Origin of the sequence: Acinetobacter sp. YH12045 (genome assembly GCF_013419925.1) — a bacterium.
GTDB lineage: Bacteria > Pseudomonadota > Gammaproteobacteria > Pseudomonadales > Moraxellaceae > Acinetobacter > Acinetobacter amyesii.
This window is the reverse complement of record NZ_VOZE01000016.1, coordinates 15543-32011: the sequence shown is the minus strand read 5'-3', so window position 1 is coordinate 32011 and position 16469 is coordinate 15543. Positions and strand designations below refer to the sequence as shown.

The 16469-nt window shown below is 42.3% G+C and carries 16 protein-coding genes; 7 read left to right on the top strand and 9 right to left on the bottom strand.

Features of this window, described 5'->3' with window-relative positions; genetic code table 11:
* Nucleotides 1–51 precede the first annotated feature (51 nt).
* From FTU02_RS14555 to rsfS, 4 genes are all read left to right on the top strand, one after another.
* Nucleotides 52–840: a crotonase/enoyl-CoA hydratase family protein gene (locus tag FTU02_RS14555; protein WP_180039859.1), complete on the top strand. Its 789-nt coding sequence runs from the start codon at nucleotides 52–54 to the stop codon at nucleotides 838–840.
* Between the two features lie 32 nt (nucleotides 841–872).
* Entirely contained in the window at nucleotides 873–1742 is an 870-nt protein-coding gene (locus tag FTU02_RS14550) for an NAD(P)-dependent oxidoreductase (protein ID WP_180157770.1), read from the top strand.
* Nucleotides 1743–1784: 42 nt separating this feature from the next.
* Nucleotides 1785–2582: a hydroxypyruvate isomerase family protein gene (locus tag FTU02_RS14545; RefSeq protein WP_078191282.1), complete on the top strand. Its 798-nt coding sequence runs from the start codon at nucleotides 1785–1787 to the stop codon at nucleotides 2580–2582.
* 73 nt (nucleotides 2583–2655) lie between these two features.
* Entirely contained in the window at nucleotides 2656–3048 is a 393-nt protein-coding gene (gene rsfS / locus FTU02_RS14540; protein ID WP_086178424.1) for a ribosome silencing factor, read from the top strand.
* Nucleotides 3049–3140: 92 nt separating this feature from the next.
* On the opposite strand, the gene FTU02_RS14535 is transcribed toward rsfS, so the two are convergent.
* From FTU02_RS14535 to FTU02_RS14515, 5 genes are all read right to left on the bottom strand, one after another.
* On the bottom strand, nucleotides 3141–3758 hold the full coding sequence (locus FTU02_RS14535) for a hypothetical protein (protein ID WP_180085561.1): 618 nt from the start codon (nucleotides 3756–3758) through the stop codon (nucleotides 3141–3143).
* Between the two features lie 13 nt (nucleotides 3759–3771).
* Nucleotides 3772–5085, bottom strand: a complete 1314-nt coding sequence (locus FTU02_RS14530; protein WP_373684279.1) for an ammonium transporter — start codon at nucleotides 5083–5085, stop codon at nucleotides 3772–3774.
* Between the two features lie 363 nt (nucleotides 5086–5448).
* The gene (locus FTU02_RS14525) at nucleotides 5449–6903 is read right to left on the bottom strand and encodes an NAD(P)(+) transhydrogenase (Re/Si-specific) subunit beta (RefSeq protein WP_180004608.1); all 1455 of its coding nucleotides are present in this window, start codon (nucleotides 6901–6903) and stop codon (nucleotides 5449–5451) included.
* Between the two features lie 3 nt (nucleotides 6904–6906).
* The gene (locus tag FTU02_RS14520; RefSeq protein WP_078191287.1) at nucleotides 6907–7227 is read right to left on the bottom strand and encodes a proton-translocating transhydrogenase family protein; all 321 of its coding nucleotides are present in this window, start codon (nucleotides 7225–7227) and stop codon (nucleotides 6907–6909) included.
* Between the two features lie 11 nt (nucleotides 7228–7238).
* Entirely contained in the window at nucleotides 7239–8366 is a 1128-nt protein-coding gene (locus FTU02_RS14515; protein ID WP_111885447.1) for a Re/Si-specific NAD(P)(+) transhydrogenase subunit alpha, read from the bottom strand.
* Between the two features lie 941 nt (nucleotides 8367–9307).
* Here FTU02_RS14515 and FTU02_RS14510 point away from each other — a divergent pair.
* Together FTU02_RS14510 and FTU02_RS14505 are read left to right on the top strand one after the other, a co-directional pair.
* Nucleotides 9308–10225 carry a DMT family transporter gene (locus FTU02_RS14510; protein WP_180157766.1) on the top strand — a complete coding sequence of 306 codons (918 nt, stop codon included), beginning with the start codon at nucleotides 9308–9310 and terminating at the stop codon, nucleotides 10223–10225.
* A gap of 123 nt (nucleotides 10226–10348) precedes the next feature.
* Complete coding sequence (locus FTU02_RS14505; protein ID WP_180157764.1) at nucleotides 10349–11545, top strand: MFS transporter; 1197 nt, start codon at nucleotides 10349–10351, stop codon at nucleotides 11543–11545.
* Between the two features lie 54 nt (nucleotides 11546–11599).
* Here FTU02_RS14505 and FTU02_RS14500 read toward each other — a convergent pair whose 3' ends face one another.
* The 3 genes from FTU02_RS14500 to FTU02_RS14490 form a co-directional block, all read right to left on the bottom strand.
* Complete coding sequence (locus FTU02_RS14500; protein ID WP_180157762.1) at nucleotides 11600–12244, bottom strand: HEPN domain-containing protein; 645 nt, start codon at nucleotides 12242–12244, stop codon at nucleotides 11600–11602.
* A gap of 97 nt (nucleotides 12245–12341) precedes the next feature.
* The gene (locus tag FTU02_RS14495; protein ID WP_180009025.1) at nucleotides 12342–12752 is read right to left on the bottom strand and encodes a hypothetical protein; all 411 of its coding nucleotides are present in this window, start codon (nucleotides 12750–12752) and stop codon (nucleotides 12342–12344) included.
* 187 nt (nucleotides 12753–12939) lie between these two features.
* Complete coding sequence (locus FTU02_RS14490) at nucleotides 12940–14355, bottom strand: methylenetetrahydrofolate reductase C-terminal domain-containing protein (protein WP_180157760.1); 1416 nt, start codon at nucleotides 14353–14355, stop codon at nucleotides 12940–12942.
* A gap of 284 nt (nucleotides 14356–14639) precedes the next feature.
* Between FTU02_RS14490 and dusA the strand changes: the two genes are divergently transcribed.
* Nucleotides 14640–15671: a tRNA dihydrouridine(20/20a) synthase DusA gene (dusA, locus tag FTU02_RS14485; protein WP_111885441.1), complete on the top strand. Its 1032-nt coding sequence runs from the start codon at nucleotides 14640–14642 to the stop codon at nucleotides 15669–15671.
* A gap of 119 nt (nucleotides 15672–15790) precedes the next feature.
* Here the strand turns inward: dusA and FTU02_RS14480 are convergent, their stop codons facing one another.
* On the bottom strand, nucleotides 15791–16312 hold the full coding sequence (locus FTU02_RS14480; RefSeq protein ID WP_180157758.1) for an Asp-tRNA(Asn)/Glu-tRNA(Gln) amidotransferase subunit GatC: 522 nt from the start codon (nucleotides 16310–16312) through the stop codon (nucleotides 15791–15793).
* Nucleotides 16313–16469 lie beyond the last annotated feature (157 nt).

The following is a 16469-nucleotide window of genomic DNA, read 5'->3' as shown; positions in this document are numbered from 1 at the left end:
CTGTCAGGGTGCATGCTATGCTCGGGCGCAGAAACAACAAGAGTAATTACCATGGCTTTATTACGTGTAGAAAAAAATAATGGCATTGCAACGGTTTACTTAAACCGTCCAGAAAAACGTAATGCAATGAGCTTTGCATTGCTCAAAGAATTGGTCAGCACCGCTGAAAAATTAAAAAAAGATCGTAGCTTACGCTGTGTCATTTTAACGGGTGAAGCCAATGTATTTAGTGCTGGCATTGATTTGGCTGACCTAAATGATCCGAAAAATCGTGCCTACGCCGCATGGGAACTATTAAAACCCGGTCAAAGTTTATTTCAAAAAGCCTTCCTGATTTGGCAACAGCTTCCTGTGCCGGTGATTGCTGCACTTGAAGGCTTTTGCTTTGGTGCAGGCATGCAACTTGCCTTGGCTGCCGATATCCGTATTGCCCACCCGAAAACGCAAATGTCGATTATGGAAAGTCGTTGGGGCTTAGTTCCTGATATGGGCTTAACTCGCTCACTCAAAGGTGTGATAGGACTGGATTTAGCCAAAGAATTAACCTTAACAGCACGTATTTTTGACGCAGAATATGCCAAGGAAATTGGATTGGTGACACATTTAAATGAACAGCCTTTGCTTCAAGCGCAGCAGTTAGCCGAAGAATTATCACAACGTTCACCAGATGCCTTGGCAGCGGCAAAACAAGTACTAGATGCCATGGAACATAGTCCAAAACGTTCTTTACGCTTAGAAAAAATCTGGCAATTTAAATTACTGCTCGGCAAAAACAGCCAATTGGCACGTAAAAAAGACAAGAACCCAGAGGTTCAGTTTTTACCACGCCAATATAAGTAAAATAGTCACACAGGATAGATTGAGTACAGCACATGGCGTTTGATCGTAATACAAAAATTGCATTTTTAGGTATGGGGCTGATGGGTAGCCGCATGGCCACGCGCCTCATTCAGGCAGGATTTGAAGTTGCGGTATGGAACAGAACTGCCGCTGCGTGTGATGAGTTAATTGCGATTGGCGCGACAGCGCTTCAATTGGAGAATATTACCCATTATCCTGTGGTTTTATCTTGTCTCGCAGACGATGCTGCTGTTGCCGCGGTGTATGCAAGCATCGAAAATCATTTAGCGGCAGGACAAATTATTGTCGACTTCTCGAGTCTTTCTGTGAATCAAACCCATCAATTGGCTCATGCTGCAAAGTTGAAACAAGTCACTTGGATTGACTCTCCTGTTTCGGGGGGCACAGCAGGTGCTGAACAAGGCACTTTGGTCATCTTTGCCGGTGGTGATGCTCAAACGATTCAAGATTTGAGTCTGATCTACAATGTTTTATCTCAACGTGTTACTCGCATGGGCGACTCAGGTACAGGTCAAGCCACCAAAATTTGTAATCAGCTGATCGTCGCTGCCAATAGCACGTTAATCGCAGAAGCTGTCGCATTGGCCGAGAAGTCAGGTGTAGACACCTCTTTATTAGCGCCAGCGCTTGCCGGTGGATTTGCAGACTCAAAACCTTTTCAGATTTTAACCCCACGTATGGCAACGCATCAGTTCGAACCCGTGCAATGGAAAGTTCAAACTTTATCTAAAGACCTGAATAATGCAGTTCAACTGGCTGCCCAGTTTGAATTAAGCATCCCTGTTGCCAGCCTTGCTTTATCGCAACTCAAAGCCCATCAGGACAATGGTTTTGCAGAAAAAGATTTAGCCACCATCATTCAACATGTCGAACAAAACTAACAACTCCCACTTTAGAAGTGAATTGCTTCAAGGACGATATACATGACACAGCTCGCGGTTAATTTATCCATGATTTTTACCGAAGTGCCGTTGTTAGAGCGTTTTGCTTTGGCTCGTGAACACGGTTTTAAGCATGTAGAAATTCAGTTTCCGTATGAGCTGAGTATTGAGCAGATCCAAACCCAACTCACCATCAATGATTTAAGCCTGTGTTTAATCAATGTCCCTGCGGGTGATTTGATGCAAGGCGGTGATGGTCTTGCGGGAGTTCCGGGGCGTGAAAATCAATTTCATCAGGCTTTAGAACAATGCATTCGCTATGCCACTGCGTTAAATGTACCGAGTGTCAATATTTTAGCCGGAAAACAGCCACAAGATGCCGACTTGCTCCCATGTTTAAATACCCTGTCGAGCAACCTCAAACTGGCGTGCCACATGTTGTCTGAACATCATATTCAACCGGTATTTGAAATGATTAATGGCACTGATATGCCGCGCTTTTTGGTGCAAAATATTGCCCAAGCTCAGGAAATGCTTGAAGCTGTACAACACTCTACTTTGAAGATGCAATATGACTGCTACCACATGGCGATGATGGGTGAAGATATCCTCAGTACTTTGGCAGAAAATATTCAGGATATCGGTCACATACAGTTTGCTGACTGTCCGGGGCGACATGAACCTGACTCAGCGCAGATTCCATTTGCAGAGATTTTTAAATGGTTAGATCAAAGCCAATATACAGGTTACATCGCGGCTGAATACCGACCACGAAGCAACTCATCACATTCTTTTGCGTGGAAAGACAAATACTTCCCTCATTTAGCCAATGGTCAATGACGTGTTGATTTGAAATTCATCAACAAAACCGCTATATTAGAACATGTAAAATTGTCAGGAAATCATACCCTCTATGAATTTAGAACCATCGCCCAGCGCTTCTAATTCTCACGATCTCGCAAATATCAAAGATGTACAAGCTTGTTTAGCTGTTGTACGTGAAGCACTTGAAGATGTAAAAGCCAAAGATATTGTTGAACTTGATATCAAAGCAATCAGCAATGTCGCAGATGCGATTGTTATTGCGAGCGGTACTTCAACTCGTCACATTAAGTCTCTTGCAGACAACGTGGCAGAAGAAGCACGTAAAGCTGGATTCCGCCCGATTGGCGTTGAAGGCGAACGTGATGCAGAATGGATCCTGATTGATCTCGGTTTTGTAGTGGTACATGTGATGTTACCAACAGCACGTAAATTCTATGATTTAGAAAGCTTATGGCGTACAGCTCCAGAAACTGTAGCTTAAGCTTCCAGAAAAAAGCGACCTAATTAGGTCGCTTTTTTTATCCCTTGATTTCATACACGGACAATCAGCTTCATGGTGTTTTACCCCCTACACTAAAGCAGTTGATGTAAATCTACCTCAGGATAATTGGCTTTAATTTTCAGCTTGGTTTGAGCATAAACTTGGTCCGCACGCATCGGACCATAAAAGTCACAATACACTTCATAAATGCTCGTTAAAACTTTGGCATAACTGGTCAAGGGCAAAAACTCGACAAAATTCGCCGTATTTATTTGTGCATTTGCCGCAATTGCCAGCCCGATTTCTTCTAATTGCTCAATCACATCTTGGGTGAAATCAGCCTGATCTGTAGATTTCACCGTCAGCATGACTGACTCGATAAAGCCTAAAAAAGCTTCGCTAATGGTCTCTGCAATGAGCTCGTCTTCTTGCTCCTGCTCCTGCGGTTTTTCAACCCTTAACAGTTCCTGCTTTTCTAAGGTAGATAACTCATACAAAACTTGCTTCAGCATATCTTTACGATAAAAGCGTAGCTCTTCTGTAGTACAGATATCATTTAAGAAGCGATTCAATACAAATGACGGTTTCATGCTGTACTGCTGTTCCCAGTGCCGTAGCGCACTGTCGAGTAAAGTCCCATGAATAAATTGTTGTAAGCCTTTTTCTAAAGCTTCGCGGCGTTGTGCCAAATTTAACAGTTCGGTGCTCATTGCTTTACTCCTGTTAATGACGCTTGGTCATATCATCCGTTTCAAAAGTCACATCTTTTTGAAACTCGGGATAAGACAATTCAGCATGTTCGGTATAATCCAAACCACGTTGTTCATGTTGCTTACTCACCCGTAAGCCACCCAACAATTTGTCCAAGACCTTAAATACAATGAACGCAACGCCAAAGCCCCATAAAAAGGCTGCAATCACCCCAAGCCCTTGTATCGCGATGACATCGCCATTAAACATATTATTTTCAAGGAAGATCCCTGCCGCCAATGTTCCCCATGCGCCACAGAAACCATGTACCGTCACCGCATCCACCACATCATCCAGTTTCATTTTTTCCATGAGCATTGGTAGGAAGGTCACCATAACACCTGCACATAAACCGGTGATGACCGCATACAGTGGAGACATCGTTGCACAGCCTGCCGTAATGGCAACTAAACCACCCAGTGAGGCATTGATCGTGCTGCGGATCAAAATGGCTTTAGATCGGATGAGACAGAGCAACATATATGCAACCGCTGCAGTACACGCTGCAAGGTGCGTATTTAAAGCAATACGTCCTACGCTGACATTGGCATTAATGGTCGAGCCTGCATTAAAACCAAACCATGCTAACCATAAAATAAAACCACCTAATGCCACTAATGGTAAGTTATGCCCCGGTAAATAATGGCTTTGCCCATTGCGTCCAAATCGTCCCAAACGTGGACCCAATACGATAATGCCCGCTAAGGCCACCCAGCCACCCATCGAATGCACCACGGTCGAACCTGCAAAATCGATAAACCCGAGTGCTGTTAACCAACCGTCTCCGCCAAATAAACTGCCCCATGCCCAACTACCAAAGACAGGATAAATCAAACCGGATACAACGGCCGCACTCACCACATAAGCGACAAAATGAATCCGCTCTGCCATTGCACCACTGGCAATAGTGGTTGCCGTTGCAGCAAACATCATTTGGAAAAATAGGAGGTTCCAGTGCCAATCATCCAGTTGATCGGGTGCAAAATGACTTAAGCCAAACCAGCCCGTCGTATTTACCCCAAACATCAGACCAAAACCCACCAACCAAAACACCAGACCACCCAAGCAGGCATCCATGTAGTTTTTCATGAGTACGTTCACGGTATTTTTACTGCGAACTGAACCACTTTCGATCATGGCAAATCCAGCTTGCATAAAGAACACCAAGATGCCGCCCAGTACCACCCAAATACTGTCGAGCGAAATACGAATGTCTTGAATATTACTGGCAATTTGCGGGTCAACTGCCCATGCAGTCGATGTCAGGACACTCAGAAATGGTGCCATCAAGTATGTTTTTTTCATGATTATTCCCCCAAGAATAACCATGCTGTGCAAAAAGAATACCAAATTTCAGACAATTAATTATTTTTCAATGCATTGCGTCACAAAATAAGTTCGCGACAATATTTTGAATCACTGAGATTGAATTTAATGAAACAAAACAGCGCATCAATCTGCACCTTTGTTTCAAAACACGCATCAATTTGATTCAAGCACCTGATGCGCTAAATATTTATGCACTTTTAGTGTGAAACATCAATTAATCAAAAGCGAAGAAAATAAAACAAAGAAAACAAAAAACCACCCGAAGGTGGTTTAAATCTTCCTCAATCCCGCTTTATCACAGCAAGACTTTGGCAATATGGATTAATGACCGCCGCCATTAATGGCTTTTGTCATATCTTCCACAACTTTCTTCGCATCACCGAAGATCATCATCGTTTTATCGTTATAGAACAAGTCATTATCTAGACCTGCGTAGCCTGTAGCCATAGAACGTTTGATCACCATAATGGTACGTGCTTTATGTGCTTCAAGGATTGGCATGCCGTAAATTGGAGAACTTGGATCGTCTTTTGCCGCTGGGTTCACAACGTCATTCGCACCAATCACCAGTACTACATCTGTTGCTGGGAAGTCTGAGTTGATCTCGTCCATTTCAAGAATGTCTTCATATGCAACATCAGCTTCAGCTAAAAGTACGTTCATGTGACCCGGCATACGACCTGCCACTGGGTGAATCGCAAAACGAACTTTTACACCTTGCTCTTTTAAGATTTCACACAATTCTTTCACGGCATTTTGTGCACGACCTTGCGCCATACCATAACCAGGTACGATCACCACGCTGTCCGCATTTGACATCAAGAAGCCAGCATCGTCTGCAGAACCTGAACGGTGATTACGCTGTGCTTTTTCACCATTATCCGCTGCAGCTACTGCTGTACCACCCATTGCACCACCAAACAAAACGTTGATGATTGAACGGTTCATGGCTTTACACATGATGTAAGACAGAATTGCACCCGATGAACCAACCAGTGAACCTGCAACAATCAGCATGTTGTTTTCAAGCGTGAAACCAATCCCTGCTGCAGCCCAGCCTGAGAATGAGTTCAGTAGCGATACCACCACTGGCATATCACCACCGCCTACAGGTGCAATCCATACCCAACCAAATGCAAGTGCAAGAACAGTCATTGCCCAGAAAGCATTCATGTTGCCTGTGGTAAAGAAGTAGATACCACACGCCAACATCGCAAGGAAAACTAAGGCTTGAACAGGTTTTACCCATCCACCTGAAATGGTTTTTGCCCATTTCTTCGCAGCCAATTTACCGTAAGCAAATACCGACGCTGTGAATGTAATCGCACCAACGAAACAGCCTACAAACAATTCAAATAAATGAACTTTGCTCATGTGGGCATGTTCTACACCCGCTGCTGTTAATACCGCTTCATTTTCCGCGAATGCCGCAGTCAATTGGTTGTTATGTAGAATCGCAGCGATCGCAATCAGTACCGCAGCCAAACCGACCAATGAGTGCATCAGTGCCACAGTTTCAGGCATTTGCGTCATCGGAACTGTTTTTGCACGTGCAATGCCAACGACTGCACCCAACACCATTGCACCCACAATCATCCAAATCACGGGATGATCTGCGACAAAGAATGTGGTGATTACAGCAATCGCCATTGCGATCATACCGTAACGGTTACCCTGAATCGCAGTTTTTGGACCAGACAAACCACGCAACGTTAAGATAAAAAGAACGGCACCAATCAGGTAGAACCAATCCGCATATTCTTTAATGAATTCCATGGATTAACCCTCTTTTTTCTTTTGCTTAGGTTTGAACATTTCAAGCATACGTGCAGTCACCGCAAAGCCACCAAAAATGTTGATACTTGCAAGGAAAACGGCAATCGCACCTAAAATACTCACCACGTTAATGCTTTGGAACTGTACGCTTGCATCCACAATACCTGGGATACCAACGGTTTGAATCATCGCACCAACGATAATGATCGATGACAAAGCATTGGTTACAGCCATTAATGGTGTATGTAGTGCAGGTGTTACCCCCCAAACCACGTAGTAACCAACAAAGATTGCCAAGACAAAAATAGTAATCGTTTCAACCATGATGATTCTCCTTAACCACGTTTCAGCAGCACTTGGCCGCCATGAGTGACAAGTAGTGCTTTTTGAATTTCTTCTTCAGGGTTAATTGCGAAGTTCTTTTCGCTATCAAACAGGGTTTCAATGAAATTCAAAACGTTACGTGCGTATAGTGCCGACGCTTCAGTCGAAACTGTTGAAGGAATATTTGGAATACCAAGAATTTTCACGCCATTTGCAGTCACAACATTTTCGCCGCAGACAGAACCTTCAACGTTCCCGCCAGTTTCAACCGCCATATCTAAAATGATTGAGCCTGGTTTCATTTTGGCAACAGTTTCTGCTTTGATTAAACGTGGTGCGTCACGACCCGGCAATAATGCAGTCGTAATCACGATGTCAGCATTCGATACGGCTTTATCAACAATAATCGCTTGGTCGCGAATGTAGTCTTCACCCGGCATCCAGCCATAACCATTTTTCGCAGCATCAGCTGCTTTTTGTTGCTCTTCTGGTGACATTGGTACGTCTAACCATTTACCACCCAAAGATTCAACTTGGTCTCGTGCTGTAGGACGTAAGTCAGTTGCTTCAACTACGGCACCTAAACGTTTTGCTGTTGCAATGGCTTGTAATCCTGCAACACCTACGCCCATGATCACTACACGTGCAGGTTTTACTGTACCTGCTGCTGTCATCAACATTGGGAACATACGTTGATATTCTGCCGCAGCCAAAAGCACAGATTTATAACCTGAAAGGTTGGCTTGAGATGAAAGTACGTCCATGTTTTGCGCACGAGATAGGGTTCGTGGCAAAAGTTCCAATGCAAATGCAGACACGTTTTGTGACGCAAATTGGTCAAGTTCGGTGTTGCGGTAAGGGTCAAACATCCCCACAACGGTGGTACCCGCTGTGAGTTTTTGAATTTCGTCACCTTTAGGCGCACGAACTTTCAAAATCATTTGACTACCGGTATAGGCATCATCCGTAATTTTGGCACCAACTTGTTCATAGGCACTATCGATGTAAGCAGCGTTTACCCCTGCTCCACGTTCAATAACGACGCTATGACCAGCGCTGATCAACTTCTTTACTGTTTCAGGCGTCGCAGCGACGCGATTTTCACCGACAACAGTTTCGGCTGGAATTCCGATCTGCATGAGCGTTCCTCAAGCTAATTTTTCTTAAGTAAACATCGCAATCCGCGATGTCTCCCCTCAGGATGTGTTTTTGTACAATTTTTGGATTCTAATTGAACTTTTTTAAAATACTACCCAATATTTATTTAATAAATACCCATATTTTGAACTCATGATTCATGAAAAGAATAGTGCGATATTTCATTTATTCAGTTTTATTTGTCGATTTATTACTCATTTTTATCCTATTTATAACTTTTTAATATTACTTAAGACCAAAAACATAAATAATTTCGCTAGTTTTAGTGCAGATTGTTTCGGTGCGTTGATCATTGTGACATTTTCATTCGACAACTAATGACCTGAACGTGTCGTGAAAAATCGACTTAAGTCAGGTAAAGCCACTCTTTCATGCAGACTGCATCAGCTCGTTGACTCATTTGACAGTTTTGACATGCTGACCTGCATTGAAAACTGACTTTTTTCTGCCACAGTCTCGTCAAATCGGTCAGCTTGAATATCCGATGGATTTTTGCGCACGTTTCGGGTTTATTGAGATCTTGCCCTCCCCACCTGATGCTTCGCCTTAAGTCTTAGAATTGACTTTTTTAGTTAAAAAAATAATTTTTTGAATATTTAGCATCATGATATTACTACTGAGTTTCTATCCCTAAAAAACACTATTGCACCATTTGTGTGCAATTTTCACCTTAAATGTTTCAGCCTGATATATTTGACCTACCGAGTCATGTTTAGATTAAAAAATTCAAAACCAAATTGGTCATTTCTTCCGCTGTTTTTCATGTTTGATCTAGCAATCCCTTATGCATAAAGGAATAAGTACTATTCTTTTTTTGCATTTTTACTCACACGATGCATTTTTTATAATCAAAATGACAGTTCAAATTTATCGGAACAATGCTGTCGAATTCGTTCAGTCGTCATGAGGCACACCTTAACTTATGTCAAGAAACCTTAGTCCGCACTTCATCGGTGCAATTTTTGCGTTGATTGCTGCCTTCTTGTTTAGTACCAAAGCGATTTTTATTAAGCAAGCCTATGCACTTTCTCCTCTTGTCGATGCCACTGTCCTCATGGCCTTACGCATGATGAGTGCATTGCCGTTTTTCTTGGTCATTACATGGCTGAGTCGACGTTCTTATCAAACGATTCAACGAAAAGATTGGGTGCTCTTACTCATTTCAGGATTAATCGGCTATTACTTTTCTAGCTGGCTCGACTTCCGTGGCTTGATGTATATCAGTGCTTCGCTTGAACGAATTATACTTTTCCTATATCCCACATTAACCGTGCTGGCTTCCGCTGTTTTATTCAAAAAGCCACTAAGTTTTAAAACAATTCTTGCCCTGATTTTAAGTTATGGCGGAACAGTTTTAGTGATGCTACAAGAACAAAATGCCACACCACATGATCAGTACTTTTGGCTCGGATGTAGTTTGGTTTTTGCCAGTGCCGTGCTATTTGCAATTTACTTATTACTCACGCCAGGCCTCATGCAAAAGTTTGGTTCTTTACACTTTACCGGTCTAGCTCTGAGCATTGCCTGCATTGGGACGATTATTCATTTTCTATTTGCAACACCACAGCCCATTGCCTTGCTCCAACAACTCCCGAGTCAAGTCTGGCTGTATGGTTTAGCGCTCGGACTATTGGTTACCGTGCTTCCAACCATTTTAATGATGCAAAGTATCGTCCGACTTGGGGCTGCACAATCGGCTATGATTGCCTCTATCGGGCCCATTTTAACGATTTTACTGGCTGTCGCGTTGTTGAATGAACATTTAAACCTATGGCAATGGGTCGGTTGCGGTCTTAATATGCTGGGTGTCTTGATGATCAGTCTCAGTAAGAAATCCTAATCGCGAGCTTGGATATTATTCACAGAGAAACACTTTAAGACCTGTTTGATTTTCCTTATAGTGACCACAACAGCGTGGCAGCAAATTCTTTGCATACGCTTCCGCCCAAAATCTGGACAATTTATGAAAGCCTCGATCGACATTAGCCATGATAAAACCCTGTTGTGGCTTATGGCTGCTGCATGTGGTTTATGTGCGGGTGCCAATTATTATTGCCAACCTTTAGTGGCTTCCATCCAACAAAGCTTTCAAATTTCACAATCAGAAGTGGCGCTAACCGTCACTTTCGCGCAGATCTCTTACGCTTTGGGTCTACTGTTTATTGTGCCGATTGGCGATATTGTGAATAAAGCCAAATTTATTCCACTGCTCATGCTTGGAGCGACTGTGGGTTTAGCCCTCTGTGCTTTTTCACCCAATCTATACATGCTTTGGGCAGGAACCATTATCACCGGGCTATTTTCAGTGGCTGCTCAGGTCCTCATCCCTTTGGTCACGGTTGCGATTCGACCTGAAAAAATTGGGGCAGTTGTTGGCTTTTTAATGAGTGGGTTATTGGTCGGCATTCTGTTATCGACCAGTCTCTCTGGCTTATTGTCCTATCTGTTTCATTGGAAATCGATTTACATCCTCAGTGCTCTCTTGATGTTGGTATTAGCCGTCTTACTTAAAAAGCGTCTGCCTGTGGTCAGCATCACACGGATGCCCTACAGCCAAGTTTTCCAATCCATGGGCGCATTACTCAAACATGAGCCACGATTAATTTTCCGATCTCTGATTGGGGGCTGTGTCTTTGCCGCGATGAGTATGCTGTTTTCCACCATTGCTATGTTACTGACTGAGCCACCTTTTCAGTTGGCCGATGTTTGGGTCGGTGTCGTGACTTTAGTTGGTGTGTTTGGTGCCCTATCAACACAGTGGATCGGGCGTTGGGCGGATTTGGGTTTCAATAGAAAATTAACTTGGCTCGGTTGCAGCATCTTAGCCCTCAGTTGGGGACTGCTATATTTGGGTGGATCATCTCTTGCTTTTTATATTTTGGGCTATGGTTTAATCAACCTCGGTTTGGCAATGGTGCATAGCTGTAATCAAAATATTATTTTCCAACTCAACCCGATTGCACGCTCTCGAATCAATTCAATTTATATGACTTTTTATTTTGTCGGTGGTGCATGTGGCTCAGCTTTGGGCGTTTTTGCATGGCATCATGGCGGCTGGACCACCACCTGCATGACAGGGATTGCCTTAGTGATTGCTGCTGGATTTTTTGTATTGATCGATCAACTCTATACTGCACGGCAACTAAAATATCCACAATGAACTGTATGGATCATTACTCTAAAGCCACATTACTGTGGCTTTATTTTTTTGAAATTAACTGACTTGCACCACAGGATAAAAGGGTTTGCCTAAATCCAAGGTTTCTGCATTTTCCAAAAGAATCACCATAAACACCGGTAAGAGTGCCGACAGTATGGTGCAGCCATCTTGAAGTTGTTTGCGATTGACCGAACTTTTATAGGTCGCGCCGCCATGAACCATTTGATTGCGTAGCGTATACATGCGATTGAACAGCACCATTAAAATATCAACGGAATCTTTTTCTTTAAGCGCGCGTAGTACTTTCTGTTTTTCATGCGCCAGGCCCTCTTTGCATGCGTCATGGCTAATTTTTTGATTTTGATAATCCCAAAATCCCTGATAAACATAGGGATTATCCAAAAACAACCGTATCGGCTGGCTAAAACGCTCCCATAAAATATTATAGATTTTATGCTCTGCATCCTTTTGGCAAATCACATATAAAAACTGTCTTAAGCTTTGCTTGTCCTGCACAATCTGTAAGTCTTGCGCATATATTGCGTTGAAGGACACCCACAAACTGATAAATTGCAAATCGAGATCATCTTGAAGATCAATCGACTTTTTCAGCCAACTTAAACCTCGATGAATGCGTAAATTAAATTGGTCGGTATGTTCCGACTTTTTACTTTTGAATATTTCTTCAAGTAGCATCATGCCTGCTAAATTCCAATGGATAATTCGTTTATTTTTCTACCATTTGAACTTAGCGCAATTGTTTACCAGCATGCAATCAAAATATCTCTGTATTCAACTATTTGGTTTCATCTTGTGTGAGATAGGTATAACGTTCTAACAGATCATTTTCATCAAAAATCAATTCATAGGACATTTTCTTTCCATTAAAAACGGATTCGGCAGGTGTTCCTAAAAGTTCCCATAACCCCACGGTCGCCACATCTGCAGCACCATGCCAAAACGCACGTCCGACTTTACTGGCAGTCGAATAACCTTGGGTAAAGGTATAAATTTCATAGCGTTTGCCATTTTTATATTCAGAGGTGATCGGTGCGCCAAATTCAGCAATCACCAAGTTACGAGATAGCCCTTGTTGAATCATTTCAGTATTTTTCTTGTTTGGCTGCTTGCTTGCCATGACAACTGAACAGCCTGTTGTACCTGACAATGTGAAAACCAGCGCTATTCCTAAGCAGGTCTTTTTCATCATGTGGTATTCCCCAAATTCTTCACATTTCTATTTTTAATTTTTGATTTTCATCTGTTGTTGATCTTAATTGTTTCTTTCATCTTTTTCATTTTTTTATACGACTATTCGTCTGATTTTTAGAATGATTAGCGCTTGAAAGATTCACCTTTATGAATGTTTCAGACTGAATAATGCTTTAAGTGAATTAATGTTCTGTTGGTGGCGATGTCGGTGGAACGAACCAGTTTTTCCAAGAACTACTGTGCCGAGTTTCAATTGCAACGGTAGGGATGAGCTCTTGCTTCAGCATTTTTTCTTGACCGACGGCTTTCGCCAACCGCGCTTTGACCGAGTGTATACACTCACGGTCTTCAAACTCACATCGGTCAAGGTTGGAACCACCACAAGGTCCATTGGCTAATCCTTTAGGACAGGTTTCAGGACAAATATATAAGGTTTCGCCTAAACGACATTGTCCACAACTTTCACAACCCACGATGCCATGTTTACTAATAAATTCTGTTTTCAGCAAGGCCGCATCAGCTTTCGGTTTTTGCCATAATTTGGCCGAAAAAATATAAGATCCCGCCCCTTTGGCCAGTTTTGAACTAAAAAATAACTCATGCATGACATGCATACTTTTATATTTCAAAACCTGTTCAACTGGAGCCTTATGGTTATTTGCGCCCGTCGGTTGGAAGTTCACCTCAACACTAGAGCGCCAAAGCATTTTCCATTTTGCTAAACATTGTTCAAACGTTAATGTGGCAAATTGCAAAATTGCTTTTTGCAACTTCTCTTGTTCTTCCGCTTTATGACAGGCCGATAAATGAACCCCTGCATAGCCCAAATGCTGACACATTAATATTTGTAAAGCGCAGCGAGCATAGACATTCTGTTCAGCTTGAATGGCGTCGCTTTGCTGTTCTTGTTGCAAAAAATTTAATACATCTGCTGAAAGCACGATGCCTGCAACTTTTTGCTTGGCCATAAAACGGGCACGGGCAAATGTCAGCGGCATGACACAAGCCAATACAGGCACACATGGATAATATTGCTGCATATAGCGTTGGTAACTGTTCAACACATCCATGTCAAAGCCCAACTGTGTAATCACATAGTCAGCGCCAGCTTGAATTTTTTTATTCAGTTTAAAATACTGCGCATCCTTTTCTGCTTCTGCATATTTAAAAGGATTAAATGCCACTCCTAAATAAAACCCACCAAAGTCTTTGGCTGCCATGACTTGATTGACCGACTCTAAATAGCGACTCCGTAAACTCGGATCACTTGCCCCATTCTGATGCTGCTTGAGTTTATCGCCACTGAGCAAAAGTAAATTCTCTACACCGTGCTGCTGAGCATCTTTCAGAAAAGTCTGAAAATCTGAGATATCTCGGCCTTTCCCCGAATAATGCAGAATTTTTTCAATGCCTTGAGGGTAGTCTTGCATTGCTTCTAAAGGAGCAATATCCGTGTCACTTTGTACTCGGTCAGCCAATGTCATGCACACAGGAAAGCCTGCAAATGTCGTTGGGACACAATGCGGTTTTTGCGTCGTTAGATATTCAAACGAGATACAAAACTGGTGTTGCAATAGATATTGGGAAAATAAAGACATATAGGTAGGCAGTTAAATCTGCTGAGAAACCATACAATAAACTTTATAAAATTATAGATTAATCACATAAAAATTTAAATTACTTAAGCCATACTTCCGACTCTTTCTAGCCTGACCTTGAATATGTCACGCTAGCAAGACCATGCCCCAAACCACAATTTATGCTAATATTGCGCGCGTCTTGAAATGCGGTTTTTTTCATCGTATTTCAGACAGCTTTTGGTATTTCTTCACCATTTTCCATTTCGTTCTTCCATCTTGTTCTTTTAAGGCGTGTTTTTTTAATGACTGATCTCCAACCCATTGAAAATAAACTTCAACCACGAATCAGTGTTGCGCCAATGATGGATTGGACGACTCGTGACTATCGTTTCTTTGCACGCTTGTTTAACCCTAATGTGATTCTCTACACCGAGATGGTCACCACAGGTGCGATTTTATTTGGCGGTGCCAATCGTCATTTGGACTATAACAACGAAGAACACCCGATTGTGTTACAGCTTGGCGGTTCAAATCCTAAAGATTTAGCGACCTGTACCAAGATGGCACAGGACTGGGGCTATGATGAAGTAAACCTCAATGTCGGCTGTCCGAGTGACCGCGTTCAGAACAATAAAATTGGCGCATGCTTGATGGCAGAGCCTGATTTGGTTGCAGAATGTATTGCTGAAATGCGAAATGCTGTTGATATTCCAGTGACCGTGAAACACCGCATCGGTATTGATGACATGCAGTCTTATGAAGAAATGCTGCATTTTGTCGATACCGTGGCAAAGACTGGCTGTGACAATTTTATCGTGCATGCGCGTATTGCCCTGCTGCAAGGGTTGTCGCCAAAAGAAAATCGTGATGTGCCACCTTTACGTTATGAAGATGTTTATCGTCTGAAACAAGAACGTCCAAATTTATTGATCGAAATTAATGGCGGGGTGAAAACCTTTGCTGAAACGCAGCAACATTTACAACATGTTGATGGCGTGATGATTGGTCGTGAGGCTTATCACAACCCCTACTTATTGGCTGAGATTGGTCAGCTTTGGGATCTCGAATTACCTAACCGTTTCGATATTATCGATCAGATGCTGCCATATATTGCGAAACGTATGGAAGAAGGTGCGCCGCTTTCTATCATTACCCGTCATATTTTAGGTTTATTCCAAAATCTACCAGGTGCTCGAAAATGGCGTCAGGCTTTAAGTGGTGGCAATGCCAAAACCTTTGCCGATGTGGAAAATGCCATCCAAAATATTAAGGATGCAATGCAACGTACAGAAGACTATTTACGTGATCATCCTAAAGTCGTTTTAGAAGATTAATCTTCTAAAAGTAAAAGCCCACTACTTTGCGGGCTTTTTTATTTGTCAAGCTTCACAAATTACGTGTTTAGCAACATCGTCACAACTCAGCTAAATCATCTAAACAGTCACATCATTGCTCAATGACTATTGACCGTAATGTTCCCTTTGGGAAAAGGTTCGTCATCATAGCCAGTCCATTGATAATCGGATGGATCTTCTTCCTCACGTAAACCCACGTAACTCTCAGGCGCCGATGTAACAGGTTCAACTTCCTCGGTTGGTTGTTCCAATCCTTCAACCAAATGATTCAACTCTTGATCTAACTGCGCCTGATATTTTGCAATTTCAGCTTCGTCAATGAAGGCAAATTGTTCTTCATCTATTTTCCATGCATAGCCTTGCAAATCTTTATAAATCTCAACCAAAACAGTGTAAGGCTGACCATCGTATTGCAACGTCGCCTGAGCCTTAAAGCTTAATCCCTTACGCTCTAGTACTTTTATATTTTGAATCCGTAAATGGTACTGCCGATAATCTGGATTCTGATCAAACTCGTGCTGCATTTGCTGCTCAATCTGCCGAGATAATTCATCTGTCGAGACAAAATAGCTACAACCAGTCAAACTCAACAGTAAAAAAATGGTGAGCCATCGAAACATATTGCATCCCCCATGATGCATTTATTCTTGATGAAAAAGTCAGGCCGATCACAGATTGCGATCCAAACATTTCTCATTGTTTGCTTCATAATAGCCAATAAAACACACAGTACAAGCCAAATTATCAAGATTTCTCAATTTTATATTTAATTTTGAT

What these genes read in the sequence shown, in the direction of transcription:
- FTU02_RS14550 (WP_180157770.1), top strand. Translation starts at nt 873, where the DNA reads ATGGCGTTTGATCGTAATACAAAAATTGCATTTTTAGGTATGGGGCTG.
- FTU02_RS14480 (WP_180157758.1), bottom strand. Translation starts at nt 16,312, where the DNA reads ATGTTTCGATGGCTCACCATTTTTTTACTGTTGAGTTTGACTGGTTGT.
- FTU02_RS14520 (WP_078191287.1), bottom strand. Translation starts at nt 7,227, where the DNA reads ATGGTTGAAACGATTACTATTTTTGTCTTGGCAATCTTTGTTGGTTAC.
- dusA (WP_111885441.1), top strand. Translation starts at nt 14,640, where the DNA reads ATGACTGATCTCCAACCCATTGAAAATAAACTTCAACCACGAATCAGT.
- FTU02_RS14545 (WP_078191282.1), top strand. Translation starts at nt 1,785, where the DNA reads ATGACACAGCTCGCGGTTAATTTATCCATGATTTTTACCGAAGTGCCG.
- FTU02_RS14495 (WP_180009025.1), bottom strand. Translation starts at nt 12,752, where the DNA reads ATGAAAAAGACCTGCTTAGGAATAGCGCTGGTTTTCACATTGTCAGGT.
- FTU02_RS14500 (WP_180157762.1), bottom strand. Translation starts at nt 12,244, where the DNA reads ATGATGCTACTTGAAGAAATATTCAAAAGTAAAAAGTCGGAACATACC.
- FTU02_RS14505 (WP_180157764.1), top strand. Translation starts at nt 10,349, where the DNA reads ATGAAAGCCTCGATCGACATTAGCCATGATAAAACCCTGTTGTGGCTT.
- FTU02_RS14535 (WP_180085561.1), bottom strand. Translation starts at nt 3,758, where the DNA reads ATGAGCACCGAACTGTTAAATTTGGCACAACGCCGCGAAGCTTTAGAA.
- FTU02_RS14530 (WP_373684279.1), bottom strand. Translation starts at nt 5,085, where the DNA reads ATGGCACCATTTCTGAGTGTCCTGACATCGACTGCATGGGCAGTTGAC.
- FTU02_RS14555 (WP_180039859.1), top strand. Translation starts at nt 52, where the DNA reads ATGGCTTTATTACGTGTAGAAAAAAATAATGGCATTGCAACGGTTTAC.
- rsfS (WP_086178424.1), top strand. Translation starts at nt 2,656, where the DNA reads ATGAATTTAGAACCATCGCCCAGCGCTTCTAATTCTCACGATCTCGCA.
- FTU02_RS14490 (WP_180157760.1), bottom strand. Translation starts at nt 14,355, where the DNA reads ATGTCTTTATTTTCCCAATATCTATTGCAACACCAGTTTTGTATCTCG.
- FTU02_RS14510 (WP_180157766.1), top strand. Translation starts at nt 9,308, where the DNA reads ATGTCAAGAAACCTTAGTCCGCACTTCATCGGTGCAATTTTTGCGTTG.
- FTU02_RS14515 (WP_111885447.1), bottom strand. Translation starts at nt 8,366, where the DNA reads ATGCAGATCGGAATTCCAGCCGAAACTGTTGTCGGTGAAAATCGCGTC.
- FTU02_RS14525 (WP_180004608.1), bottom strand. Translation starts at nt 6,903, where the DNA reads ATGGAATTCATTAAAGAATATGCGGATTGGTTCTACCTGATTGGTGCC.